19 protein-coding genes are annotated in these 26,537 nt (G+C 69.8%); 10 read left to right on the top strand and 9 right to left on the bottom strand.

What is annotated here, in order from left to right:
• Positions 1-215: 215 nt before the first annotated feature.
• Positions 216-824 carry an RNA polymerase sigma factor gene (locus VFF46_RS24975; RefSeq protein ID WP_325039638.1) on the bottom strand — a complete coding sequence of 203 codons (609 nt, stop codon included), beginning with the start codon at positions 822-824 and terminating at the stop codon, positions 216-218.
• A gap of 201 nt (positions 825-1,025) precedes the next feature.
• On the opposite strand from VFF46_RS24975, the gene VFF46_RS24970 reads away from it, so the two are divergent.
• Positions 1,026-1,535, top strand: a complete 510-nt coding sequence (locus VFF46_RS24970; protein WP_325039637.1) for a DUF2505 domain-containing protein — start codon at positions 1,026-1,028, stop codon at positions 1,533-1,535.
• Positions 1,536-1,562: 27 nt separating this feature from the next.
• On the opposite strand, the gene VFF46_RS24965 is transcribed toward VFF46_RS24970, so the two are convergent.
• The 6 genes from VFF46_RS24965 to VFF46_RS24940 all read right to left on the bottom strand — a co-directional run bounded on the left by VFF46_RS24965 (position 1,563) and on the right by VFF46_RS24940 (position 9,297).
• On the bottom strand, positions 1,563-2,735 hold the full coding sequence (locus VFF46_RS24965) for an acyl-CoA dehydrogenase family protein (protein WP_325039636.1): 1,173 nt from the start codon (positions 2,733-2,735) through the stop codon (positions 1,563-1,565).
• Positions 2,732-3,514 (bottom strand): alpha/beta fold hydrolase, encoded by a 783-nt coding sequence (locus VFF46_RS24960; protein ID WP_325039651.1) that lies wholly within the window; start codon positions 3,512-3,514, stop codon positions 2,732-2,734. Before VFF46_RS24960 ends, VFF46_RS24965 begins: the two co-directional genes overlap by 4 nt.
• 10 nt (positions 3,515-3,524) lie before the next feature.
• Positions 3,525-5,204 carry a PHA/PHB synthase family protein gene (locus VFF46_RS24955; protein ID WP_325039635.1) on the bottom strand — a complete coding sequence of 560 codons (1,680 nt, stop codon included), beginning with the start codon at positions 5,202-5,204 and terminating at the stop codon, positions 3,525-3,527.
• The gene (locus VFF46_RS24950) at positions 5,201-6,694 is read right to left on the bottom strand and encodes a long-chain fatty acid--CoA ligase (RefSeq protein ID WP_325039634.1); all 1,494 of its coding nucleotides are present in this window, start codon (positions 6,692-6,694) and stop codon (positions 5,201-5,203) included. The genes VFF46_RS24955 and VFF46_RS24950 overlap by 4 nt, the downstream gene beginning before the upstream one ends.
• Before the next feature lie 138 nt (positions 6,695-6,832).
• Positions 6,833-8,056, bottom strand: a complete 1,224-nt coding sequence (efeB, locus tag VFF46_RS24945; protein ID WP_325039633.1) for an iron uptake transporter deferrochelatase/peroxidase subunit — start codon at positions 8,054-8,056, stop codon at positions 6,833-6,835.
• Positions 8,053-9,297 (bottom strand): EfeM/EfeO family lipoprotein, encoded by a 1,245-nt coding sequence (locus tag VFF46_RS24940; RefSeq protein WP_325039632.1) that lies wholly within the window; start codon positions 9,295-9,297, stop codon positions 8,053-8,055. The genes efeB and VFF46_RS24940 overlap by 4 nt, the downstream gene beginning before the upstream one ends.
• A gap of 195 nt (positions 9,298-9,492) precedes the next feature.
• Here VFF46_RS24940 and VFF46_RS24935 point away from each other — a divergent pair, with 195 nt between their 5' ends.
• Positions 9,493-11,580, top strand: a complete 2,088-nt coding sequence (locus VFF46_RS24935) for an alkaline phosphatase family protein (protein ID WP_325039631.1) — start codon at positions 9,493-9,495, stop codon at positions 11,578-11,580.
• 62 nt (positions 11,581-11,642) lie between these two features.
• Positions 11,643-12,791, top strand: coding sequence for a helix-turn-helix domain-containing protein (locus VFF46_RS24930; protein WP_325039630.1), 1,149 nt, complete (start codon positions 11,643-11,645; stop codon positions 12,789-12,791).
• On the opposite strand, the gene VFF46_RS24925 is transcribed toward VFF46_RS24930, so the two are convergent.
• The gene (locus tag VFF46_RS24925; protein ID WP_325039629.1) at positions 12,727-13,644 is read right to left on the bottom strand and encodes a LysR family transcriptional regulator; all 918 of its coding nucleotides are present in this window, start codon (positions 13,642-13,644) and stop codon (positions 12,727-12,729) included. The two genes, VFF46_RS24930 and VFF46_RS24925, sit on opposite strands and share 65 nt — an antisense overlap.
• Before the next feature lie 72 nt (positions 13,645-13,716).
• Between VFF46_RS24925 and VFF46_RS24920 the strand changes: the two genes are divergently transcribed.
• Positions 13,717-14,085, top strand: coding sequence for a hypothetical protein (locus VFF46_RS24920; protein ID WP_325039628.1), 369 nt, complete (start codon positions 13,717-13,719; stop codon positions 14,083-14,085).
• A 4-nt stretch (positions 14,086-14,089) separates the two neighbouring features.
• A complete protein-coding gene (locus tag VFF46_RS24915) occupies positions 14,090-15,625 on the top strand; it encodes a multicopper oxidase family protein (RefSeq protein WP_325039627.1) in 1,536 nt (511 codons plus the stop codon).
• Here VFF46_RS24915 and VFF46_RS24910 read toward each other — a convergent pair whose 3' ends face one another.
• Positions 15,626-17,200, bottom strand: a complete 1,575-nt coding sequence (locus VFF46_RS24910) for a DUF4139 domain-containing protein (protein WP_325039626.1) — start codon at positions 17,198-17,200, stop codon at positions 15,626-15,628.
• A gap of 97 nt (positions 17,201-17,297) precedes the next feature.
• On the opposite strand from VFF46_RS24910, the gene VFF46_RS24905 reads away from it, so the two are divergent.
• The 5 genes from VFF46_RS24905 to VFF46_RS24885 all read left to right on the top strand — a co-directional run bounded on the left by VFF46_RS24905 (position 17,298) and on the right by VFF46_RS24885 (position 26,170).
• On the top strand, positions 17,298-17,756 hold the full coding sequence (locus VFF46_RS24905) for a hypothetical protein (RefSeq protein ID WP_325039625.1): 459 nt from the start codon (positions 17,298-17,300) through the stop codon (positions 17,754-17,756).
• 267 nt (positions 17,757-18,023) lie between these two features.
• Positions 18,024-19,082, top strand: coding sequence for a LacI family DNA-binding transcriptional regulator (locus tag VFF46_RS24900; RefSeq protein ID WP_325039624.1), 1,059 nt, complete (start codon positions 18,024-18,026; stop codon positions 19,080-19,082).
• The gene (locus tag VFF46_RS24895; RefSeq protein ID WP_325039623.1) at positions 19,082-22,474 is read left to right on the top strand and encodes a sugar-binding protein; all 3,393 of its coding nucleotides are present in this window, start codon (positions 19,082-19,084) and stop codon (positions 22,472-22,474) included. The genes VFF46_RS24900 and VFF46_RS24895 overlap by 1 nt, the downstream gene beginning before the upstream one ends.
• A 124-nt stretch (positions 22,475-22,598) precedes the next feature.
• The gene (locus VFF46_RS24890) at positions 22,599-22,979 is read left to right on the top strand and encodes a hypothetical protein (RefSeq protein ID WP_325039622.1); all 381 of its coding nucleotides are present in this window, start codon (positions 22,599-22,601) and stop codon (positions 22,977-22,979) included.
• 86 nt (positions 22,980-23,065) lie between these two features.
• Positions 23,066-26,170 carry an AfsR/SARP family transcriptional regulator gene (locus VFF46_RS24885; protein WP_325039621.1) on the top strand — a complete coding sequence of 1,035 codons (3,105 nt, stop codon included), beginning with the start codon at positions 23,066-23,068 and terminating at the stop codon, positions 26,168-26,170.
• The last annotated feature ends 367 nt before the right edge of the window (positions 26,171-26,537 follow it).

The raw sequence follows: 26,537 nt of genomic DNA, 5'->3' as shown, positions 1-26,537 counted from the left end.
GGTACGACTGGGGCGGTCGTGAGCCGGATGGCACCCGCCCTTTCCTACCGGAAGGTAGGAGGTGGCGCAAGCACTTCTGACCCGTGTTTCGTCTGCCTTCACGAACCGGTCACCCGAATCCTCAGCCGCTACTCAGCGCCCTCTCAGCCGGTGCTCGGCCGCGCACTTCAGCCGATGCTCGGCCGCGCACTTCGGCCGGTGCCCGGCTGCGCACCTCATCCCGTGCTCGGCCAGAGGTCTTTCAGGATCCGGCGCAGCCTGTTGGTGGCGCGGAACTGCAGTTGCTTGATCGCCCCGTCGGTGCGGTCCATCGCGGCCGCGGTCTCGTTGATCGACAGGCCGGCGAAGAAGCGCAGCAGCAGGCATTCGCGCTGGTCGTCCGGCAGTCGGCCGAGCGCGGCCCGCAGTGCGGCCTCGCCGACCGAGGCGAGCGCGGCCGCTTCCGGGCCGATCGCCTCGTCGACCTGTGGGTCGACCTCGTCGGTGACGATCGCGAGCCGGCTCCAGCCGGAGCGGTGATGGTCGATCACCACGTTCCTGGCGATCGTGACCAGCCAGGCCGCGAAGTTCAACTGTGCCCGCGGCCGGCGGGCGATCGCGCGGAACGCCCGCAGGAACGTCTCGCTGGTCAGGTCCTCGGCCGCACTCCGCGACGAGGTCTTGCTGTAGGTGTACCGGTAGATCGACGGCAGGTACCGGTCGTAGAGCAGCCCGAAGGCCGCTCCGTCACCCGCTTGCGCGAGCCGGACCAGTTCGTCCTCGTCGTCCTCGGTCTGGACGGTGCCACTGTGGCGGGCGGTATGTGCAGCCAGGTGTATGGACATGTCTCGGTTACGCACCGCCCGGTGCGGATTCGTCGATGTGCATGCGCTTCCCAAGCCCCGTTCTCAGTCAGCTACGCGGTGAACATCACGAAAAGATTACCGAAAGTCGCCCATCGTGTCACCACCCTTCCGCTGAGTATTCGGATCCGGTACGGATTTTGCGGCCCTGACCGGATGCGCCGGTTCGGGCAAGATGGGGCCATGCATCTGTCTCTCGCCACGTCGTACGACGCCTCGCCGGAGGAAGTCTTCGCGATGATCACCGACATCACGTTCCAGGAGCAGGTGTTCGAGCAGCTGCAGACGCAGTCGTACGGCGTGGAGGTGGGCGACGACGGTGACGACGTCGCGGTGCAGGTGCACTGGCTGGTCTCCGAGGTGCCGGTCGTCGCGCGCCGGTTCGTCGGCAACAAGCTGGAGCTGGAGCAGTCCAAGCGGTGGCACCGCGCGGGCCTGGACGGTGCCCGCGAGGCCGACGTGGACGGCGGTGTCACCGGCACGGCAGGTGTCGGCGGCGCGACCGTGAAGCTGAGCGGTACGACGCGCATCCTGCCGGTCGGGCGTGGCACCCGGCAGGCCTTCGACCTGCACATCACCGCGTCGCTGCCGGTGGTCCGCGGCACCCTCGAGCAGCTGGTCGCGGATGCGGTCCGCGCCCGCCTGGAGAACAAGTTCAAGGTCGCTTCACGGTGGCTGTCCGGATCCCTCTGACGCCGACGATGACGCTCACGCTGACGCTCATGCGAACGCGGACAGCCCGGTGATCGAGCGGCCGACGATCAGCGTGTTCATCTCGCGGGTGCCTTCGTAGGAGTAGATGGCCTCGGCGTCCGCGACGTACCGCCCGACGTTGTGTTCGAGCAGGATGCCGTTGCCGCCGAGGAGTTCGCGCGCGTACCCGACGGACTCGCGCATCCGGGTCGTGCAGAACGCCTTCGCGAGCGACGCGTGCTCGTCGTACGCGACACCGCCGTCCTGCAGCTGGGACAGCCGCGCGCAGAGGGTCGCGGACGCGGTGGTGTTGGCGAGCATCTTCACCAGCAGGTCCTGGACCAGCTGGAACCCGGCGATCGGGCGTCCGAACTGCTCGCGGTCCCGCGCGTACGCGAGCGCGTGCCGGTACGCACCGCGCGCACACCCGACCGCCATCCACGCGACCCCGGCCCGGGTCATCAGCAGCACCCGCGCGGTGTCCTTGAACGAGTTCGCCCGCGCCAGCCGGTTCGCCTCCGGCACCCGTACGTCGTCCAGCGTGATCAGCGCGTTCTGTACGACGCGCAGCGCCATCTTGTCCTCGAGCTTCGACGTACTGAACCCGGGCGTGTCCTTCTCGACGACGAACCCCTTCACCTGACCGTCCTCGACGTCCCGCGCCCAGATCACGGTGAGGTCCGCGAACGTCGCGTTGCCGATCCACTTCTTCTGACCGTTCAGCACCCACGTGTCACCGTCGCGCCGGGCGGTCGTCTGCAGCCCTCGGGACGCACCGGACCCGACCTCGGGCTCGGTCAGCCCGAACGCGCCGATCAGCTCCAGCCGCGCCATCGCCGGCAGCCAGCGCTGCTTCTGTTCCTCCGATCCGCACAGGTAGATCGACCCCATCGAGAGACCACTGTGGACGCCGAAGAACGTCGCGATCGACGGATCCGCCGTACTGAGCTCCATCGCGATCAGCCCGTCGAGCAGGAAGCTCCGGCCGGGGCAGCCATAACCCTCGTACGGCGTACCGACGATGCCGAGGTCGCGCAGCGCCGGGATCAGCTCGAACGGGAACGCGGCCCGGGTCCAGTAGTCGTTGATGATCGGGGCGACCTGCTTGTCGCCGAACTCGCGGACCGCATGCAGCCGCTCGCGGTCGTGCTGGTCGAGCAGCATCTCGAGACCGTAGAAGTCGATCGGATCGGTGGTCATGACGCCCTCCTCAAGAACTTGGTGATGACAGGCACCAGCACGGGCGCCTCGGTGACGAGCTCGACGTGCCCGCCGCGGTAGATGTGCAGTTCGGCGTTCGGGATCAGGCCGGCCAGGATGCGGCCGTTGACGACCGGGATGATCGGGTCGTCGTCGCCGGTGAGGACGAGCGTCGGCTGCCGGATCAGCGGCAGGAACGGGAGACTCGTCCAGCACGCGCCGGCGGCCAGTTGGTACAGGTACCCGCGGAGCGAGCCCGCGCGTACCTGCTGCCCGAACACAGTCCGGATCGTGTCGGAGTGCTTACGTGCGCTTCCGCCGTACAGGTACGCCGCGACGCCGGCCGCGTACGACGGATCGCCGAAGCGTCGCGGTGTCACCATCTTGAAGAGCGTGGTCGGCCGTCCGGGCACCATCAGTACGCCGGTGCCGGTGCTGACGAGCACGAGCCGCCGTACCAGCCGCCGATGCTGGAACGCGAGCTGCTGCGCCAGCGCGCCGCCCCACGACAACCCGAGCACGTCGACCTCGCGGTACCCGAGCCGCGTCAGCATCCGGTCGACGATCCACGCGAGCCAGGGGATACCGTCGGGCAGCAACCCGGCCGGCGAACCACCCACGCCCGGTACGTCGAAGCGGATCACCGTGCCGTCGAGCTCGTCCACGACCGGCTGCAGTACTTCGAGACCTGCCCCGATCCCGCAACACAGCACGAGCGGCGTACGCCGTGCATCGCCGAGCCGCACGTCGTACCGGATCTGCCGCCCCGCGACGGCCATCACCTCCACGTCACGACTCCCGCACGTAACTACCGGGAGCGTCCTCGATCGGCTCGAGTCCGGCCCCGCCGAGCGTCTTGGGCGCGACCTTCACCCGCCCACTCCGCGAACCGAGCCAACCGATGTAGTCCACCCACCACGACCCTTGCTCGGTAGTTGCCGTCTGCAACCACTCTTCCGGGTCCTGGGGGTTCGAATCGTTCACCTGATACGTAGCCTTCGGATTCCCCGGAGGGTTGACCATCGACGCGATGTGCCCCGCGGTCGACAGCACGAACCGGCTGTCGCTGCCGAGCAACTGCGTGCTGCGGTAGCACGACTGCCAGGGGCAGATGTGGTCGGTGATGCCCGCGACGACGTAGGAAGGCGTGGTGATCTTCGAGAGGTCGACCGGCGACCCGAGCATCGTCGCCGCGCCCGGCTCGGTCAGCGAGTTCGTCATCGCCTGCTCCACGAATCCCCGGTGCAACGCCGCGGTCATCCGGGTCGTGTCGGCGTTCCAGAACAGCACGTCGAACGCGGCCGGCGTCCGGCCCTGCAGGTAGTTGTTGACCCAGTAGTTCCAGATCAGGTCCGTGGGCCGCAACCACGCGAACACCTCGGCCAGCGCGCGCCCGTCCAGGAAACCCTTGGACGCCGACGACGCGATCGCGGCCGCCGCCATCCGCTCGTCGAGCGCGGCCGACGCGAGACCGGCCCGGCTCTGATCGAGGACCGAGACGGCGAGCGTGAACGTCGCGACCCGGTCGAGTTCGCCGCGGTCGGCGAGGTGCCCGAGCAGCATCGACGCGAGGATCCCGCCCGAGCAGGTCGCGAACAGGTGCGTCGCGTCGGTCCGGGTGATCCGCCGTACGGCGTCCATCGCGGCCAGGATCGCGGCGCCGTACGTGTCGAAGTCCCAGTCGCGGTGCCGGGCGTCGGGGTTGCGCCAGGAGATCGTGAACACCTGCTGGCCCTGCTGGACGAAGTACTCGGCCATGCTGCGGCCGGGGGCGAGGTCGACGACGTAGTACTTGTTGATCACCGGCGGGACGATCAGCAACGGCACGGTCCGCACCTTCGCGGTCTGCGGCGTGTACTGGATCAGCTCCAGCACCTCGTTCCGGAACACCACCGCGCCGGGCGTGACGGCGAGCGTCTCGCCGACCTCGAACGCCCGCGGATCGACCATGCTCGGCACGCGCGGGGCGCTCGCCAGATCACGGACAAGATTCCGTACTCCGGCGACCGCACTCAACCCGCCGGTGTCGATCAACGCCTTCCAGGTGGACGGGTTCAGGCCCGGGTTGTTGCTGGGGGCAAGTGCTTCGACGACGTTGTCGACCACGAAGGTCATCCGCTGCTTGTCCCGCCAGTCCAGCTCCGCGTCCGCGGGCAGCGCGGCGGCCGTCTCGGCGGCCGCCAGGTAGGCCTGGACGACGCGGCGCAGTACCGGGTTCTGGGTCCAGGCCGGGTCGGCGAACCGGCGGTCGCGGCGGGACGGCGCGCGGTCCGAGTGGCCGACGGCGATCTGGCCGAGCTCGCCGGCCAGGTTCGCGGCGCGGTGGCGGAGGGTGCGGGGCCGGGCGGCCAAGCGGCCGGCCATCCGCGCCCAAGCCGCATCCGGCGCAAACCTCCGCAGCGGCCCGACGGCCGCACTGGTCAGCAGCAGGTCGAGCGGGGCGGCCAGTTCGTCTGCCGTGGCGGTCATTGGAGGGTTCCTTCCGGGGCGACGACGTCGCGGCGCTGGATCTTGCCTGTCGGACCCTTCGGCAGTTCGTAGACCAGCCAGACCGTGCGGGGGTACTTGTACGCCGCGATCCGGGCCTTCACGAAGTCGCGCAGTTCCTCGGGCGTCGCCGTCGTACCCTGCTTCAGGGCGACGGCGGCGCCGATCTCTTCGCCCAGGGTCGGGTGCGGGATGCCGATCACGGCGGCCTCGGCGACGGCGGGGTGTTCGTACAGGACTTCCTCGACCTCGCGCGGGTACACGTTGTAGCCGCCGCGGATCAGCAGGTCCTTCTTCCGGTCGACGATGAAGTAGTACCCGTCCTCGTCCTGACGGGCCAGGTCGCCGGTGTTCAGCCAGCCGTCGGCGTCGATGGTGGCCGCGGTCTCCGCGGGCTTGTTCCAGTAGGACTTCATCACGTTGTGGCCGCCGATCTGGATCTCACCGATGTCACCAGGCTGCACCGGCTTGCGCTCCTCGTCGACGATCCGCATCCGGACGCCCTCGATCGGCGTACCGATCGACCCGGGCTTGCGGACCGCGTTCGGGTGGTTGAACGACGCGACCGGCGAGCTCTCGGACAGGCCGTAGCCCTCCAGGATGATGCAGCCGAACGCCTCCTCGAACCCCCGCAGGACCTCGACCGGGAGGGCGGCGCCGCCGGAGATACAGGTGCGCAGCGTGCCCACGCCGTACTGCGCGCGGTCCGGGACGCCGAGCATCGCGGCGTACATCGTCGGAACACCCTCGAACACCGTCACCCGGTCGCGCTCGATCACCTCGAGTGCCTTGGCGGGGGAGAAGCGCGGGATCAGCGTGAGCGTGGCGCCGTTGGCGATCGCGGCGTTCAACCCGCAGGTCAGCCCGAAGACGTGGAACAGCGGCAGGCAGCCCATCACCACGTCGTCCGGACCGACCAGAATCAGCGTCCGGGCGGTGACGGCCTGGTTCGTGTTCAGGCCGGCGTGGGTGAGCTCGGCGCCTTTCGGGCGGCCGGTGGTGCCGGAGGTGTAGAGGATGACCGCGGTGTCGTCGCCGTCCCGGCTGGCCGGGTTCGCGAGCGGACGGCGTCCGGCGACCTGCGCACGGAACTCGCCCGGCGCGACCGGCACGAGCTGCGCGCCGGCATCCGTGGCCTCGCCAACGACCTCGTGCCAGGCGAACAGCACCCGAGCGCCGGAGTCGCCCAGGTAGTACTCGACCTCGCGCCGCTTCAGCAACGGATTCATCGGTACGGCGACCGCGCCGGCCCGGAGGATCCCGTAGAAGATCATCGCGAACTCCGGGACGTTCGGCAGCATCAGCCCGACCCGGTCGCCGGGCTGTACGCCGTACTCCTGCAGCAGTGTGGCGACCCGGGAGGCCGCGTCGTCGAGGGCGGTGTAGCTCAGGACGTCGTCGTCCAGGCGGATCGCGGGGTGGTCCGGGTACATCGCGGCGGACTCGGAAAGGTTCAGGCTGAGGTTGGTCATGGTGTCGCTCCGTGGCTCGGCTCGCTGTGGTGTCCACGATCCGGTGCGGAGCGGCGGGAGGCGATGGGGCGGCGGCCAACGTCACGGCGCCCCGGCTGTGCGCGCGAACAACGACGTCGAACGGCGGCCGGCCGGAGGTCAGCCGAACATGCCTTGGCCGAGCCAGCCCGAGTCGTCGCGGACGCCCGGCAGCGCGAAGAAGTAGCCACCGCCGTACGGCGAGATGTAGTCCACGAGCGGCTCGTCGACCAACCGCTTCTGCACTGTGACGAACTGCCGCTCCAGGTCCTGGTTGAAGCAGGCGAAGACCAGTCCCATGTCCAGCTGGCCGTTCGGGTCGGTGCCCTCGCTGTAGTTGTACGAGCGGCGGAGCATTCGCTGGTCGTCGACCGTCCCGTCGTGGGGGTTCGCGAGCCGGATGTGCGCCGTGGCCGGGACGACGTTGCCGTACGGGTCCTTGCCGTAGTTGGGTACGTCGAACTCCTCCGCACCGGTGAGCGGCGCGCCGCTGTGCCGGTCCCGCCCGATCATCCGCTGCTGTTCCAGTACCGAGACCCGGTCCCAGAACTCGACGAACATCCGGATCAGCCGGACCACGTGGTACGAACCCCCGTCGACCCAGGCGGGCTCGTGGCCGCCGCCCTTCGTCCACACGATCTGGTCGGTGAGCTTGGCGTCGTCGAGGACCTCCTTGTTCGCGGTGCCGTCCTTGAATCCCAGCAGGTTGCGCGGCGTTCCAGCCGGGCGGGGAGGGCTGGTGAAGCCCTCCTTCCGCCACCGCACCTGGAGGTCGGCGCGGGTGGCACGGGTCAGCATGCGCAACGCGTGCAGCACGGTGTCGCGGTGGTGTGCGCAGATCTGCAGCAGCAGGTCCCCGTCGCACACGCTCCGGTCGAGCGCGTCGTTGGGGAACTCGTCCATCGCCCGCAACCGCGCGGGCTTGACCGGCCCGAGCCCGAAACGGCCGTCGAACAGGCCGGCTCCAACGCTCACCGTCACGGTGAGCCCGTCGGGCACGATCTCCGACCCGAGCACCCCGTTCTCGTACGCCGTCGACACCATGCTGTCGGCCGGTCGCGCCTGTCCGGTCGTCAGGTACCGGATCGTCGAGGTCAGTGTCTTCAGCAACTGCTGCAGCCGCCCTCGATCGGATGCGGTGACCGTGAAGGCCACGAACACCGACGCCTGCTGTGCGGGCTCGACGATGCCGCGCTGATGCTGACCTTCGAACGGGTACGACGTGGGCTCGTCCGCAACCGCGGTGCTCGCCTGGACCGCCGTGGCAGCGGCCACCGCGCTCGCCGACCCCGCGACCGCGGCGCCCAGGAAGCCGCGTCGGCTGAATCCTTCGCGCCCGGTCATCGGGTCGCGTTCCGGGGCTCGGTGATGACGGCGACGTGCGAGAGGAGCTCGACGGCTTGCTGTACGTCGGCGTTCAGCTGGGCCCGCTGGGCGATGGTGAGGGACGACAAGGGAACCCATCCGTTTCGGTGGTGGTAGCTCTGCACCAGTTGCTGTGTCTTCGTCAGCCATTGCTGGGTTTCGGTCAGGTACGGGTCCTGCTTGCGGAGCAATGGCAACAGCGGCGCCAACGCGTGGGAGGTGCCGGTCAGGTTGGCGTCGACGGTGGCGAGGTCGGTCCGGCTGCCGGCGTCGCCGGTCCCGTTCAGGTCGCGGCCGAGGGTGTCCTCGAGGATCTCGTGGGCGCGGACGCCGATGGCGAGCGGCGTGATCGCGTTCGGCTTGATCAGCTCGGCCCGGAGCCGCCCGACCGCCGCGACGAGCGCATCGCCGTACGGTGCGATCGCGGCAGCGGGTCGGCCCGCCCATAGCATCGCCTCGATCTTGCGGAAGCCCCCGAACTTCGCGTCGGCTGCTCCGGCGGCCGGTGGATCGGCGTTGATCGCGTCGTTCACCGCGCCGAACGCGCCGTACGCCGCACCAAGCGTCTCGTACGTGAGGTGTCCGGCGAGCCAGTCGCGCTTCGCGGCCGCGAGATCGCCGGCGTGCAGGTCGGTCTGCAGTTGCTGCGTCTGCTTGGCCAGCGTCGGCAGTTGACTCTGCACCCAGGCGACGTACTGGTTGATCGGGATCCGGAGGTCCAGCGGTGTCACCGGCACCACGCCGTGGACCTGCTCGCGCGGCTCGGCGCCGGTGACGACGACCGGCTTGCTGTACTTGATCGTGTACGAGGTGATGCACACCCACCGGTACGTTGCCGGAGGCAACAGTGCGGTCACCTGCCGGGTGGCGCCGCCGCCGAAGTTCTCCACCTCGAGGTAGACCTGCCGGGTCTTCACGTCCTCGAGGTAGACCTCCAGGTCGTCGCCCTCGTCGTTCAGGAAGTCGAAGGTGTACGTGCCCACCGGGCCGCCGGACCAGGCGTCGATACAGGTCGGCGACCCTGCCGCCAGCTTGATCGCCGCACCGGCCGCCGGACTGGTCGCCGCGGCCGGGGCGGCCTGCGTACCGGTGTGCAGGAGGCTCGCGGTCACCGCGACAGCGACGATCACCAGGACTGCCGCGACGATCCACCACCACCGGGCGCCGCGGGCCGGCTGCTGGTCGGTCGCGTCCGGCAGCTGCTGGTTCCTTCCGATCACCTCGCCGAACCTACGACTTGTCCGGACCAATCCTCCAGACACTGCCGATGAACCGCTGCCGAACGCTCTCCGCCGCCGGAGAATCCCACGTGAATTTTCTCCGACGGATTGGTCCGGACCATTGACCGGCGGTCGGAGCGATCGAAACCGTGGGTCATCGTGCAGAGCTCGCCCCACGATCGACAGGTGAAGGAAATGTCTGAGAAAGAGTTGGGAAGCAAGGTTTCCCGGCGCACGATGCTGCAGGCCGCGGGCGTCACCGCCGGCGCGGCGGCAGCGGCGGCCGCCGGGCTGACCATCGGCAAGGACCCGCAGACCGCCGCGGCCGCGCCGGCCCCGGAAGCGGCCGGGAGCACCGGCCGGACCGGCACGATCGCCGACCTGAAGCACATCGTCATCGTCATGCAGGAGAACCGGTCGTTCGACCACTACTTCGGCACCCTCGACCTGCCGGGGGTCCGCGGCTTCGGCGACAAGCAGGCGCTGACCTGGCAGAACGGCCGGACGAACTTCTACGAGCCGTCCAGCCGCGCCGAGGGCTACCTGCTCCCGTACCACGCCGACACCACGAAGTACAACGCGCAGAACACCGCCGGCCGGATGTTCTACTTCAAGGAGCAGGACGTCCCGTGGCAGCACGCGCTGGCCAAGGCGTACACGGTCGCCGACCACTACCACTGCTCGCTGAACACCAGCACCGACCCGAACCGGATCATGTTCTGGACCGGGACCAACGACCCGCAGGGCACCCTCGGTGGCGGCCCGCGGATCAACAACAGCCAGAACGGGCAGTTCCTGTTCAAGTGGGAGACCTACCCGGAGGTGCTGCAGCGCGCCGGCGTCAGCTGGCAGATGTACCTGAACAACGACATCTCCACGCGGTTCCTCGGTGACTTCGAGGACAACCTGCTGCGCGACTTCGCGGCGTACGACCCGAAGAACGCGGATCCGGAGAACTCGAAGCCGGGTTCGGGGCTGCTGGCCCGGGCCAACGTGCTGACGACCCACTCGCAGCCGTCGGCCGGGGTCGGCAACGACCCGTCGAACGTCGACTACGTCCTGAAGGACTTCATCGCCGACTGTGCCGCCGGGACCCTGCCGCAGGTGTCCTACGTGACCTCGCCGGGTGCCTGGAGCGAGCACCCGAACAGCGCACCGAACTACGGCGCGATCTACGTCGACCGGGTGATCAAGGCGGTCCACGACAACCCGGAGCTGTGGGACTCGACGCTGATCATCCTCAACTACGACGAGCCGAACGGCGCCAACCGCGTCGGTCAGGGCGGCTTCTTCGACCACGTCCTGCCGGCGATCCCGGAGGACGGTACGCCGGGTGAGGGCGCGCCGGGCCTGTTCCCGGGCTTCGGCGGCCGGGTCCCGATGGTGATGGTGTCGCCGTGGACGCGCGGTGGCTGGGTCTGCTCGGAGGTGTTCGACCACACCTCGACGATCATGCTGATCGAGCAGTGGACGAAGTCCCTCGGCAAGCCCGCGATCTGCCAGCACATCAGCGACTGGCGGCGTGGCGTGTCCGGCGACATGCTGTCGGCGATCGACTTCAGCCGCTTCGACAACTCGTTCCCGACGCTGCCGAAGCCGGCAGACCTCGCCGCGGTAGTGGTGGCGGACACCAAGCTGCCGGCCGTGCCGCAGCCCGCCGTTGGGCAGCAGGCGATGCCTGTGCAGCCGAGCCACGGGCCGCTCAAGGTGCGACCGCTGCCGTTCCACGCGCACGCGGTGCTGGTCGAGGACCGCGCGGCCGGTTCGGTCACCGCGGCGATGAGCCTTGAAGGCGGCCGGGACGGCAAGGCCGTCAGCCTGCTGGTGTACCCGGACAAGTTCAAGCCGGAGGTGCTGTACGGCGAGCCGCACACGGTCAGCAACAAGGCGCCCAAGCAGTACGTCTGGGACGCGAACCAGACCGGCGGGCAGTATGCGTTCTCGATCTACGGCCCGGACCGGTTCGTCCGGACGTTCGCGGGTCAGGTCGTGCCGGCCGGGAAGACCGACGTCGCGATCCCGCGGGTCGAGGCCGGCCTGGTCAAGGGCCCGGCCGGCAACGGCACGGTGAAGTTCACCCTGCACGCCGACGGCTCCCGTCCGGTGACCTTCACGCTGACGGCGAACGACTTCCTCGGCCGGGACCAGGTGATCACCGTCGCCGCCGGTACGTCGAAGGTCGTCACCTGGCCGGCGAAGCAGGGTTACTACGACGTGACGCTGACCGCGAACGGCGTGACCGGCTGGACGCAGCGCTATGCGGGTCGCGTAGCTCAGCTCTGAGCTGTGGTGTCCTTGGGGGTGCCGTCCTGCTCAAAGCGGGCGGCACCTCCTATGCTCCGAAGATGACTGCACTCGGCGCGCTGGTGGAGCGGATGAACGCGCGGGCGGACGAGCTGGTCGAGGCGATGGCCTCGCGGATCGAGGCCGAGATCGAGTTCTACCGCGATGGTGGGCTGGTGGCCGGGGAGGCGTTGCGGGCGTCCTGCGGGGCGAACTTCCGGTACATGCTGGAGTCGCTCGGCGGTGCCAGTTCGGATCCGGTGTCGGCGCGCGAGACGGGGCGGTTGCGTGCCGAGCAGGGTGCACCGCTGGCAGATGTGATGGCGGCGTACCGGGTCGGCACGCGGTACCTGTGGGACGCGGTGCTGGCCGAGGCTGCGTCGGCCGGGCTGACGGATCAGGTCGTCGTGGAGGCGTCGAGCCGGCTGTGGCAGGTGCAGTCGTCGTACACGGACGCGATGACGGACGCGTACCGCGACGTACAGTCCCGGCGGCTGCTCGCCCAGGACCAGGAACGGTCCGCGCTGGTCGAGGCGCTGCTCGAAGGGCGGATGCCGGGTGGCGGGACGGTCTGGGAGGCGGCCGAGCTCTTGCGGCTGCCGTACAAGGGCCCGTTCGTCGTGGTCGCGGCCGCCGTACCCGAGGTCGGTCGGCAAGCACTGCCCGCCGCGGAGGAGCGGTTGCGCGCGGTCGGGCTGGCATCGGCGTGGCGGCTGCTGCCCGAGCTGCAGATCGGCGTCGTCGCCGTACCGTCGGGGCGGCTCGCCGTACTCGTCGACCTGCTCGGCAAGTCCGCGACCGGACGAGTGGGCATCAGCCCGCCGTACGACGAACTCGACGGGACCGGCCAGGCCGTACGGTTCGCCCGCGTGGCGCTCGCCGGGTCGAAGGCCGTCACGTTGTTCGACGAGTCGCCGCTGACGATGGTGGCCGCGGCGGCGCCGGACGTCATGCAGTACTTCGTGCACAAGGTGCTCGGCGGCCTCGACGACCTCGCTCCCGACGACCGCGAAGTACTGCTCGACACCTTGTCCGCGTGGTCGACGCACCACGGGTCGGCGACCGAGACCGGCGAACACCTGTACTGCCACCCGAACACGGTCCGGCACCGCCTGCACCGCATCGAGGAACGTACCGGCCGCTCGCTCACCGACCCGCGCGCGGTCGCCGAACTCCTGCTTGCGCTGGAGGCGTCCAGGGCCAGCTCGTGATCGCCGTCCGCATCAGCTGGGCGGCCGTCGACAGGCCGGCGTCGGCGCTCCAGAGCAACGAGAGGGTACGGCGGCACTCCGGGTGGTCGACCGGGATCGCGGCGACCGGGTAGTCGGGCATCGTCCGGCGGGCGAAGTCCGGGTTGAAGCCGATGCCGATGCCGGAGCGGATCAGTTCCTGGATCGCGGCGGCCTCGTCGCTCTCGCAGACGATCCGCGGCGTCAGACCGGCCTCGGCGAACAGCCGATCGAGCAGCCAGCGCTGCCATTGCCCCTTGCGGGCGATCACGAACGGCTGGTCGGCGAGGTCCGCGACCTTGAGGGAAGTGCGCTGAGCGAACGGGTGGTCGAGGTGCGTCGCCACCAGCACCTGCTCGTCGAGCAGCACCGCCGACTCCAGCCCGGCGGCCGGGATCGGCTGGGATGCGACGCACAGGTCGACGTCCTGCGCGCGCAGCCGGCGCGGCATCTCCACGGCCGGCAGCTGGTGGAGCTCGATCTCGATCGTCGGGTGCTCGCGCTTGAACGCCGCGATCGGCTCGGTCAGCGCGAGGAACGTCTCGGCCGCGAGCCGGACGCTGCCCGCGCCCTGTTCGGTCGCTTCGGCGACGGCGCGCTGCCCGGCGTCGAGTTCGCCGAGCGCGCGTTCGACGTACCCACGGAAGAGGGCGCCGGCCGGGTTCAGCCGGAGGCGGTTCGTGCGGTCGAACAGCGGCGTACCGAGCTCGCTCTCCAGGCGGGCGATGGTCCGGCTCAGCGAGGGCTGCGCGACGTGCAGCTCGTCGGCCGCGCGGCTGAGGTGTTCGAGACGGGCGACGACGACGAACTGGCGGAGCGTGGTGAGGTCCATCATGCGTCCTCGGTCATAACGAGATAGCGATATTGGTCTTGGACTCTCATAACTCCAGAATCATAGTGTCGAGACATGATCAGTGGGTGGGTTTTCCGCGGACTCGTCACCGTGCACCTGGTGGCGATCTTCGCGCAGCCGGTGTTCGCCGGTGTCTATCTGAGCGGCGACTTCGACGGGCTGCGGATGCACGCGATGGGTGCGAACATCACGACCTCGATCGGCTATCTGCAGGTGTTCGCGGCCGTGGTGGTGTGGATCCGGTTGCGGCAGGTGTGGCCCTTCGCCGCGTCGCTGGGCGTGGTGGCCGCGGAGACCGTGCAGTACTTCGCGGGGCAGGACGGGGCGCTCTGGTTGCACCTCCCGCTTGGCGTGGTGACGATCGCCGCCGTCGTACTGATGTTCGTCGCGAGCTGGCGGCAGCCGGTGGTCGAGCATGCCTGAGCGGATGAGTCGCCGGCAGCTGTTCGGGATCGGGGGAGCGCTCGGAGTCGTCGCGGCCGGTGGGCTGTCGAGTGCTGCCGCGCTGTCGCGGCGCCCGGCGATGACGGGTGCTGTCCTGCGCAGCGGCGTACCGCTGCCGCCTGCGTATCAGGTCCCGCTGCCGGTTCCGCGGGTGCTGTCCGGCGCGGATCGGTACGACATCGTGCAGCGGGAGGTGACGGCGGAGATCCTGCCCGGGGTGCCGACCCGGTTGTGGACGTACGGCGGGACGTTCCCGGGGCCGACGATCGAATCGCGGTGCGGCCGGACGGTTGAAGTTGCCCACCGCAACGAGTTGCCGGTGCCGTCGGTGGTGCACCTGCACGGCGGCCGGACGCCGCCCTCATCGGACGGGTATCCGACGGATCTCGTGCTGCCGGCCGGGTGGCAGGACATGGGCCACGGGATGCGCGATCCGCGGGCGGTGACGAGTGAGCTCACCCGGCTGTATACGTATCCACTGGACCAGCGGCCGACGCTGCTCTGGTACCACGACCACCGGATGGACTTCACCGGCCCGGCCGTCTGGCGCGGGCTGGCCGGGATGCACCTCGTCCGCGACGACGCCGAGGATGCGCTCGGCCTGCCGTCCGGCGTCCACGAGCTGCCGCTGATGATCGCGGACCGGGCCTTCGCCGCCGACGGGTCGTTGGCCTACCCATCGATCGATCCGTCGCTGATGATGCAACCCGGCGTCAAGGAGCCTTATATCGCGGGCCTTCTCGGCGATGTCGTACTGGTCAACGGCGCGCCCTGGCCGGTGCACGAGGTCGACGCGGTCCGCTACCGGCTCCGGATCCTGAACGCGTCGAACGCGCGGCACTACGACCTCGAAGCGGTCCTCGACGACGGGCGCCGCCTCGACCTGGTCCAGATCGGCGCCGACCAGGGCCTGCTGCACACGTCCGTCACGCACCGGAACCTGCCGATCGCGCCCGCCGAGCGGTACGACGTGATCCTGGACTTCGGCAAGGTCCCGATCGGCGGCCGGGTACGGATCGTGAACCGGCTCGGCTCCGGGCGGACGCGCGACGTACTGGCGTTCCACGTCGTACGGAAGGCGGCCGATCCGAGCCGCATCCCGGAGGTGCTGTCCGAGGACCTGCCGGAGTGGAAACGGTCGGACGCCGTCCGGGTGCGGGACATCTCCTTCCGGGCCGGGCAGCTGGGGCACGGGCACGGGTGGCTGATCGGCGGGCAGCCATTCGCGCCGGATCGTACCGACATCACCACGCGGCTCGGTGATGTGGAGGTCTGGCGGCTGGTCGCGGACGTGCATCATCCCGTCCACCTGCATCTTGTCGGGTTCCGCATCCTGTCGCGCGGCGGCGGCGACCCGCTGCCGCACGACGCCGGTCTCAAGGACACCGTGTCGCTACGGCCGGGGGAGTCCGCCGAGCTCATCACCCGGTTCGACGGCTATCGCGGCCGGTACCTGTTCCACTGCCACAACGCCGAGCACGAGGACATGGGCATGATGGCGAACCTCGAAGTTACGTGATCATTCACGCCAGCCGGTGAGGTCGAGGGCCTTGGCGGTGTCGACCCGGAAGCCGAGTCTGATCACCGACTCGGCGCCGGGTTCGAGGTCGAGCTTCCAGGTCAGGACGCCGAGGTCGGTGGTCTCGGCCGGTTGCGGGTCGGTGGTCACCGGCTTGACGGTGATCTCGTGGTCGCGGGCCACCGGGAGCTGGTCGAGGACCGTGATCTTCGCCGGCCGGGGCGTGTGGTTCTCGATGCGGGTCTCGTACTCGACCTGCCGGCGGCGGGTGGAGCCGAGCGTGGCCTTCGACGCCTCCCGCCGTACCAGCTTGCGCTCGACGCGGATGCGGTCGTCGAGGCCGAGGGCGAGCTCGACGTCCTCACCCGGTGCCCAGAGCGGCAGCGCGGCCGAGCCGACGAAGTCCGCGTCGTGGAAGACCGCGGCACTGCCGGCCGGGAGCGTGTGCTCGGACGAGTTCACCACGGTGGCGCGCAGGTGAACGTCGGTGGAGCGGACCGGTGCGGTGATGTAGTCCAGCTCGGCGTCGAGCTCGATGGCGGCGATCGTCGCGCGGTGGCTCGCTCCGTCGGCCGGTACGGCGACCGGGCGCGGCGGGGTGTACGTCGCCGCCGTCACGCCCTGCTCGACCGCTGCGGAGCGGTCCACGAGTCTCGATTGCTCCTGCTCCATCCACGCGGTCCCGCTCGCGTCGAAGGCCGCTGCCTCGCGGCCGTCCGCTCGCGGGCCTCGGCTCACCGGCACGGCCGCCGGCGCCGGTGGGCGGGAGCGGTCGAGGTACCACGGGTCCAGCTCCGGCACCTTCGCGGTCACGGTCGGCCGGGCGGTCGACAGCGTCAGATCGCACTCCGGCCAGTCCTCGCCGGTGTACTGCGTGATCATCCCGTACCAGGTCACCGTCAACCGATCACCCTCCAGGCGTGCGTCGTACGAGCTCGACCATCCCGCCCGCGGGACAACGTACGACAGCTCGATCTCCACCTCGGCCTCGGCCGCCAGCTCCAGCGCGACGGCAGCGGCCTGCCGGTCCGGCAGGCGTTGCTCGCGCATTGCGGTCAGCCGCCGATCGAGGGCCCCGAACCGCTGCTCGGCCTCGCGTCGCTGGGTGGCCAGCTCCCGGCGCTTCGCCCGTACGGCGGACAACCGGCCGGCGAACGACTCCGTGAACCCGCCGAGCTCCGCGTCCGCATCCCCGGACGCCAGCGCCCGCGCGAAGCTGCCACCGGCCCGTTTCGCCAGCTGGCCGAGGAACGTGTCCAGCCGTTCCTGGACGTCGTCCGCGTCCGCGAGCGCGGCGATCGCGTCCTGCGCCTCGTACCACGCCCGCTCGACCTCGGCCACCGATGCGTCCGGCGCCTGTGGATGATGCCGCGTCAGGAGATCCACCCCGAGCACGGTCGCCGCCCCGCGCCCGGAAACCCGCACGCTGTCCTTCTCCAGCTCCACCGCCAGCGGCTCGACGTACACCGTCTGATCCCCACCCGGCACGACGACCACACCCCGCCGCGTAACCCGCGCCCGATCCGGATAAACGGTCACGGCGACGATCGGAGCATCCACCACAAGTTCGCTCATGCCCTCGACACTAACCCTGCGACGACGGCTCCAGCTTGTACTTCGGAACCTTGTTCTGCGGGCGAAACTGTCGGTGGATCTCTTCATACTGGAAGACATGAAGACGCTTGAGCGGCTCATCGTCGGTTTGTTGGCGGTGTTTGTGCTGCTCGTGACGACGGTCGCCGTGACGGGGACCGCGCAGGCGTGGGGGATTCGCGACCGCGGCGCCCGGGCGGTGTCGAAGGCGCAGGTTGTCAGCATGCAGCCGTCGGCCGGTAAGCCGCCGGTGATCCTGGTGCTCGGGCCGACCGGCTCGAGGCTCAAGGTCAGCGGCACCGAGGACCTGCACCAGCCGTATCCGTCGGAGGGCGACTACATCGACGTCGTCTTCCCCCGCACCGGCGGCGCGGTCATCCCACAGCGCGAGTCGTCCGGCGACACAACCCGCGCGATCGGGCTGATCGTCGGCATCTGGATCGCGTGGTGCGCACTGCTGCTGGTCAGCGTGCGAGGCGGGCGCTATCTCGTCAGGACGCTGGCCCGTTCGCCGGTGCGCGGTAGGCGCGCGGGCTGACACCCGTCGAAGAGCGCTCGGAACGACGTACCCTCGGCGGCCAGTTGCAGCTTGGCGGCCGTCGGCCGGGCGGTGATGGCGCAGAACGCGAACGTCAGCTCGAGGAACTGATCCCGTACGACGTCAGCCGGAACAGCATGCCCGCCTCGAGCCCGGCCTTCTGCGCTGACCGGCGTTAGCGTTAAAACTTCGAGGCCTTGACGGCGTGGGTTCTGACTCAGTAGCTTGCCGACTGAGCTTTTAACGTTAATATCTGGGAGTCCGCCGATGCAGCACACCAGCCGTGGGCCGACCCCGCACGGGCACGTCACGCTGGTCCAGGTGGCGCAGCGGGCGGGGGTGTCGGCGCAGTCGGTGTCGAACGCGCTGAACAACCCGGACCGGGTCGCGCCGGAGACGCGGAAGCGGATCCTGGCCGCGGTCGAGGAGCTCGGGTACGAGCCGAACCTGTCCGCCCGGGCGCTGCGCAACCGCAGTTCGTCGCTGATCGCGTTCAAGATGCGGCCGGCCCGCCCGGACAAGGCGTCGATGCTGATGGACGACTTCCTGTACGTCCTGAACGCGTCCGCGGCCGACGCCGGGTACCACCTGATCCTGTGTCACGCCGAGGACGGCCCGGCTGGGGAGATCAAGGCGTACCGGGACCTGCTGAAGAAGACCTCGATCGACGCGTTCATCCTCGCCGAGACGCACCGCAACGACGACCGGGTGGCGGCGCTGCGGTCGTGGGGCGTGCCGTTCGCCGCGTTCGGCCGGTCCTGGGACGGTGACGAGGAGGTGGCCTGGGTCGACGTCGACGGCTGCGCCGGTACCCGCGCCGCGACCGCCCACGTCGCCGCCCAGGGACACACCCGGATCGGCCACATCGGCTGGCCCGCCGACTCCGAGCTCGGCGAGGACCGCCGCGCCGGCTGGCTGGACGCCTGCCAGGAACGCAACCTGGACACCGATCTGCAGGCCGCCGTCGTCGACTCGCTGGAGAACGGCCGCCAGGCCGCGCACCGGATGCTCGACGCCGCCCGTCCCGCGACCGCCCTCGTCTGCGCGTCCGACACGCTCGCGCTCGGCGTCATGCGGGCCCTGCACGAACGCGGCCTCCGCCCGGGCGCCGACGTCGCGATCACCGGATACGACGACTCGCCGACCGCCGCGCTGGTGAGCCCGGGGCTGACCACCCTGCGGCAGCCGATCGACGAGGTCGGACGGCAGCTGATCCAGGCCGTCGACAACCTGATGGCGGGTGATCCCCGCACCCCGCAACACGTCCTGCTCGAACCCGAACTGATCGTCCGCGACTCCAGCCTGCCAGGCCGAAGGGACACATGATGAGGCACGGAACCAGACTGCTCTCGGCGCTCACCGCCGGGGCGCTCGTGGTGACCGCAGTGATCTCCGCACCAGCAGCTCCGGCGGCCGCAGCATCCGCCGCCCCGTTCGTCGTCAACGTCGAGAACCTCCCCAGCGGCCGCGGTGTCGCCGGTGCCATGGACCTCTCGGCGGCCGGCGACGTCGACTGGGTGCACGTCACCGGCACCTCGATCGACCGCAAGCCCGGCGCGCCGACGCTCGCCGTCGACGACCTGAACCCAGTCGGTGGCCGGACGACGCTGGGGGACAGCCCGGTGTCCTTCAACTGGCCCGGGGCAACGGGTGTCACGACGGGCGGTGTCTTCAACTACGACACCACGACCGTCGGCGCCGCGACCGCGCACGACGCCGGGTACCGGATCACGGTGCCGCCCGCCGACTCGCCGCGACGCCTGGTGTTCGTGGGTGGGATCTGGCAGGCCACCGGCTCCGTGACGGTTGCCGCGAGCAACGGTAGCGGCAGCTACAGTACGCCGGTCAACGCCGGCGGTACGGCGGCCGTGAAGCGTTACACCGTGACGATCCGTTCGGGGGAGGGCGTCGTCGTCACCGGCCGGTACGCGACCAAACTGCAGCCGGCCGGCAACCTGTCCTTGTCTGCAACAGCATTGTCGACAATCGACAGCACGTTCTCCGCGACGGCCGCGCCCGTGGAGATGAACCTGACCGCCGACGGTACGTCGGACTGGATGCACCTGGACGGGTCGACGATCAACCGTCGAGCCGGCCAACCGCAGCTCGCGGTCACCAACCGGCAGACCGGTGGCACGATCGGCTCCCAGAACGACAACGCGGTGAGCTACTCGTGGACGAACGGCACGCCGACGGCGACGCAGGCGGGCACGCATCACGGCGGGATCTTCTTCGCCGACGGAGCGAGTACCGACGTGGACCTCACCGACCCGTACGGCTACGACCTCACGGTGCCGGCGGCCGCGGAGCCGCGCACACTGCGGTTCGTGAGCGGCGTCTGGCGGGCGGCGGCGAAGATCTCGGTGTACCTGAACGGCGCGACGGATCCGGTGGCGGTGAACACGGACCTGGTGAGCTCGGACCCGTCGGTGACCAAATCGTTCGAGCTGAACCTCGCGGCCGGTGACTCAGCCCGGATCAGCGCGCAGGTGACCCGCAAGACGCATGCCTCCGGCAACGTTACGCTGGCGGGCGTGGCCCTCGCGGACACGTCCGCCGACGGGTACAAGCAGCTGACGCAGAACGTCCTGGACGAGGCCGCGACCGCCGACGTGTACGCCGCGAGCGAGTCCGCGCAGACCCAGTTGGACAATGAGGTAACGGCAGCTCGCGCCACCCTCCAGGACAGCTCGGCGTCGCGGAACGCCCTGCGGCTCGCGTATGTGCTCGTCAAGGCGGCCCTCGACGAGGCGCTGTCCTCGGCCGCGAACGCGCAGTACACGTATGTCACGAACCCCGGGCTGACCTCGTCGTTCGGCTGGGAGGGCGACCTGAACGCGCCGATCGCCTTCATCGACGGGAGCTACCGGCTGCGCAGCCGGGGCGACGCGATGATCACGTTCGGCGTACCGAACATCCCGGGCAAGATCGCGTGGTCGAACGCCGAGGGCTACCTGCCGGCGTTCATCAGCGAATACTCCAAGGACGGGCTGCGGATCAGGGTCGAGAACTTCGCCGACCTGGTCGTTGTCGGCGGCAACCGTTTCGAGGTCGCGTACTCGCGGATGACGGTCACGAACACGGGACCCAACGAGGCTCGGCTGCCCCGGGTGTCCGGTCTGCTGACCCCACTCAACGACAGCGGTACGACGATCGGCGCCGGGCAGACGGTCGTCCGGGACTACGCCGTGGCCGCGGACCGCTTCGACGGGACGTACGACTGGCCGAGCACCGACCAGCTCAAGCAGCTCGGCGGGTTCGACCAGCACTACCAGCACATCTGCCAGTACTGGAACCAGCGGCTCGCGAAGATCGCGAACATCACCGACCTCCCGGACAAGCGGCTGATCAACGCCTACAAGGCGGGCTACATCTACACGCTGATCATCCGCGACGACATCAACGGCACCAAGGAACTGCACGTCGGTGAGAACGGGTACGACGAGATGTTCGACCACGACACGATCGGCATCGTGTCGACGCTGCTCACCATCGGCGACTTCACCTACGCCAAGGACTACCTGACGTCGCTGCCGGCCCAACTGCAGTACGACGACGCGAAGTGGAAGTACTCCTGGCCGTACGCGCTCTACCTGCAGCGCACCGGCGACAAGGACTTCGTCCGCAGCCGGTTCGAGACGATCAAGAAGAACACGCACACGATCGAGACCGACCGCATCGACGGCGGCAAGGGCATCATCAAGGCCACCAACGCGATCGACTCGCACGGGTACTGGACGATCGACAACTGGGCCGCGCTGACCGGTCTGACCACGTACCGCTATCTCGCCACCGCCCTGGGGGAGACCGGCGAGGCCGCGTGGGCGAAGGCGCAGTACGACGATCTGCTCAAGGTGGCGACTGAGCGGATCGATCAGACCATGCAGCAGTACAAGCTGGACTACCTCCCGATCTCGATGGTCGAGCCGAACGAGACCGGTCCGCGGAAGGACCCCCGGGACGCGAACTGGGCGTCGATGTTCCTGTTCGGCCGCTGGGCGTGGGACGGGTACCTGTTCGGCGCCGCGCAGAGCGGGACGATGTTCACCAAGATCGACGACACGTACACGCACGGGTTCCAGCGGCGGGCCGGGATCTCGGACACGATCTACAACTTCGGCGGCTACCCGCACGGGTACTTCTCGAGCGCGTACAACGCCGGGTACGGGAGTGCCGCGCTGCGCGGTGAGCAGTACCGCGACCTCGGGATCAAGGCGTACCAGTTCATGATCGACAAGAGCATGAGCGGCCCGTTCGGCTGGTGGGAGGGCGTCGACTACCCGAACGCGGCGTCGCCGTGGAACATCGACCACGCGGCCGGTGGTGGTGGTTCGAACCAGCACATGTGGGGGCAGTCGACGGCGACCAAGGTGCTGTTCGACTCGCTGATCGCGGAGAAGTCCGACGGCACGGTGATCGTCGGTCGCGGCGTACCGGACGAGTGGCTGCGGGGGAACGGCGAGAAGATCGGGCTGGACGACTACCCGATCACGAACGGCGCCCGCCTCGGCTACCACCTGACCACGGCCGGGAAGACCGTGACGATCCAGTTCACCGGCGACACGAACCGGGCCACCGGCTACAGCATCGAGCTGCCGGGCCTGCGCAACAACATCCAGAACGTCTCGGCGAAGGCCGGGATCGACCAGGCGGCGGGCAGGGTCAAGCTGCCCCGGGGAACCACCCGGGTGACGATCGTCCTCCGGCACACCCTCTAGGTAGCCCGAGACCGGGTAAGGCCGGGCGGAGAGCGGGAGAAGACCGGCGGGAGAGCGCGGAGCGCCAGGCTGGTCGTGTCTTCTCCCGTGGATGGTCCTCGGGGACGTAGGAGGGGAGTTTCGAATGCGCTTCAACCTGCGCAAGCTGAGCAAGCCGCTGGCCGCGACCGCGCTCGCGGCCGGCACGATCGCGGCGGCCGCCACCGTCGCCGCACCGGCCCAGGCGGCCGGTACCTATGAGGGATGCCCGTACGGTGCGGTCTGCGTGTACCCGGGAGCCGGCTGGAACGGCGGCCACCCGACGTACGTCTTCTACTCGTACGGCCCGCACAAGATCTACAACCAGTACGGCCTGCACCGGGTGTTCAACAACCAGTACGGCGGCGCGACGTCGTGGCTGTGCAAGGGCTCCGACGGCACGAACTGCGTGTGGCACAACAACCAGTACTCGTACACGGACTACAACCTGACGCCGATCAACTCGGTGAAGCTCGTCCAGGGCTGATCCAGGTTCTGCCCGAAAGGGCGCCGTCTCCGCAGGGGGACGGCGCCCTTTCGGTTGCTGACCCTGTGTCATGCGACCGTGATCGTATGGGGTCGGGGGTGCGGTTCAAGATCCTGGGGGCGCTGCAGATCGCGGTGGAGGACCGTGAGGTCGCGATCAGCGGGCGACGCCAGCAGGTAGTGCTTGCGCGGCTGCTGTGCCGGCCGAACCGGCCGGTGTCCGCGGACGAGCTGGTCGACGCGACCTGGGGGAACGCCCCGCCGTCGACCGCGGCCAAGCAGATCCAGACCGCGGTCTGGCGGCTTCGCGGGCTGCTCGACGACGACCGGATCCGGACGCTGCCGACCGGGTACCTGCTGCGCGCCGACACCGGGGAACTCGACGCGATGGAGTTCGACCAGCTGGTGTCCGAGGTCGCGACCACCGACGAGCCGGCGGCCGTGTCCGGCGTACTGCGGGAAGCTCTCGGGCTGTGGCGTGGTCCGGCGCTGAGCGGGGTGGAGAGCGCCGCGGTGCAGGTCGTCGCGACGAAGCTGGACGAGCGCCGCCGGGAGACCCAGTACCGCTGTATCGACGCGGACCTGTGCCTCGGCCGGGACGCGCGACTCGCCTCGGAACTGGCCGCGCTGATCGCCGAGGACCCGTTGAACGAGCGGTTCCGCGCCCAGTACATGCAGGTCCTGTACCGGGCCGGCCGGATCGGCGACGCGCTCGACGCGTACCAGGACATCCGTACGACGCTGCTCGACGAGCTCGGGGTCGAACCCGGGCCGATGCTCGCGGACCTGCACCGGCAGATCCTGAACCGCGAGCCCGGGCTGGACGGCACGCGTGCGCGTCTCGCCGTACCGCCGCCGTCCGTGCCACGCCAGCTCCCGCCGAGCGTTCCGCACTTCGCCGGCCGCGACCGCGAACTCGCGCAGCTCACCGAGGCCGCGCGCAGCCACGACGGCACCGTGCGGGTCGTGGTCGTGTCCGGCATCGGCGGTGTCGGGAAGACCGCGCTCGCCGTGCACTGGGCGCATACGCTGGTCGACGCCTACCCGGACGGACAGCTGTTCCTGAACCTCTGCGGGTACGACGCATCGCCCGCGCTCACGTCGTACGACGCGTTGAAGCAACTGCTGCGGGCCGTCGGTGTCGCGACCGACCGCGTGCCCGGGACCGAGAGCGAGGCGTCGGCGCTGTTCCGCACGATGGTCAGCGGACGGCGGATGCTGATCATCCTGGACAACGCGTCGTCGGCCGATCAGGTGCGTCCACTGATCCCCGGCGCCCCGGACTGCGTCGTCGCGGTGACCAGCAGGCACCGGCTGACCGGCCTGCTGTCGGATCTCGGCGCCCGCCGGATCGAGCTCGAACCGCTGCCGGCCGACGACGCGGTCCGGCTGCTGGCTTCCATCCTCGGGGTCAAACGCACGGATCCGGAGGCGACCGCGGAGCTGGCCGAGGCGTGCGGCTTCCTGCCACTGGCGCTTCGTCTGGCCGCGGCCAACTGCGCGGACCAGCCGTACCTGTCGGTCCGCGACCAGGTCCGGCAACTGCGCGAAGGCGATCGCCTCGACGCCTTGGAGGTCGAGGGTTCCGCGGCCGCCTCGGTGCGGACGGTCTTCGCGCAGTCGTACGCACGGCTCCCGGCCGGACCGCGCCGGCTGTTCCGGTTGCTCGGGCTGCTCGACGGCGGCGACGTGCCGAGCTGGCTGACCGCGCCGCTGCTCGGCACGGACGCCGCCGAGGCCGACCGTGGGATCCGCACGCTGGTCGACGCCCAGCTGCTGAACGTCGTCGGCCGCGACATCGACGGCCGCCCACGGCACCGGCTGCACGAGCTGCTGCACCTGTACGCCCGCGAGCGCGCGTACGCCGAGGAACCCGCCGCCGACCGCGATGCCGCCGTACGCCGGGCCCTCGCTGCCTGGCTGACCGTGGCGGACGCGGCCGATCACGGGACGCACATCCGGGTGGTGCCGCGGATCGGCGGCCGCGCCGCGCGTTATCCGTTGCCGTCAGCAACCGTCGACCGGCTGGTCGCGGACCCGCTGGCCTGGTTCGAGGCGGAACGCGACGGCCTGGTCGCGGCGGTCCGGACGGCCGGCGAGCACGGCGCCGTCGAGCTGGCCTGGGAGCTGGCCGACACGATGGTCGACTACGGCGAGCTGTTCGCGCTCGACCTGCTGGAGAGCACCACCCGGTACAGCCTGGACTGCTGCCGCCGGGCCGGCAACCGTCTCGGCGAGGCCGTGATGCTGCGGAACCTGGCGATCTGTGCCCGCTCACGCAGTGTCTTCGAGCCGGAGGACGGTATCGCGCACGCCGTCGCCGCGGCTGCCCTGTTCACGGAGATCGGGCACGCGGCCGGTGCCGCCGACGCCCATCACCTGCGTGGCGAACTGCTCGGCGTACACGACGATCCGGCCGCCGCGCTGGCCAGTCAGGCACTGAGCCTGTCGCTCGCGTGCGACGGCGAGTACCTGATCGGTGTCGTCAACGCGTGCAACGAGATCGGTGTGACGCTCCGCCGGACCGGTCGGCTGGACGAGGCCGTCTGGTGGGCCGAGACCGCGCTGCCGATCGCCCGCGAGCTCGGCATGCTGCGTCAGCAGATCCACCTGATCGGCGAGCTCGGTTACCTCCGGATGGAGCAGGGCCGGTACGACGAGGCGGTGCCGGCGGTCGAGGAGGCGCTCGGCCTGATCCGCAGCATCGGCTCGCCGGGGGAGGAGGCGTTCCTGCAGCTGGTCCTGGCCGAGATCCGGCTGCGCCGCGGTGAGCTCGACAAGGCCGTCGAGGTGTTCGCCAAGTGCCTGCGCTTCGCCCAGATCGATCGCTGGCCGTACGGGCAGGCGGTGGCGCTCCGCGGGCTCGGCGACGTCGAGGTGGCCCGGGGGAACCTGGTCCGGGCGATCGCGTTGCTGAAGTCCGCGGCGCAGATCGCCGACGAGCTCCAGATCCCGTTGCTACAGGGTCGAATCCGGCATCGCCTCGGCTGCGCACAGGTCCGTGCCGGTGAGGTGGCGGCCGCCCGCGAGTCGTGGACGGCCGCGCGTGCTCACCTGGCCTTCGCCGGCAACGCCGTGGACCTCGCCGCGGTCGAGGAAGCCTTGCGTGACCAGCCGGTCGAACACACGACGGTGCAGCCCAGGCAGGTCAGTGTGACGGCGGTCAGCATCGTCGGCAGCCCGAACCAGTGACCGAGGAACGCCAGTACCGCGGGGAGCAGGAAGCCGACGTACGCGAGCGCGTAGTACACACCGGTCAGCGCGCTGAGCTCCGCGGGGCTCGCCATCCGTTGCACCTCGAGCAGACCGGAGACGACCGCGATGCCGTACGCCGCGCCGAGGACCAGCGCGACCGGTACGGCGAGCCACGGACGACGTACGACCGCGGTCAACGCGGCGAGCGCCATACCGACCGTCATCAGGCCCATCGAGACGACGACCGCGCGGGCCGTGGACAGGTCGTCGAGGCGGCGCGCGATCGGCTGCACGAGTACGCCGGTGACCAGCGTGGCGACCGTGAGCGCGGCCGTGAACAGCAACGCCCAGCGCCCGAGTGAGT

The organism is Kribbella sp., from assembly GCF_035655035.1.
Lineage (GTDB): Bacteria > Actinomycetota > Actinomycetes > Propionibacteriales > Kribbellaceae > Kribbella.
This window is presented reverse-complemented; position numbering and strand designations above follow the sequence as displayed.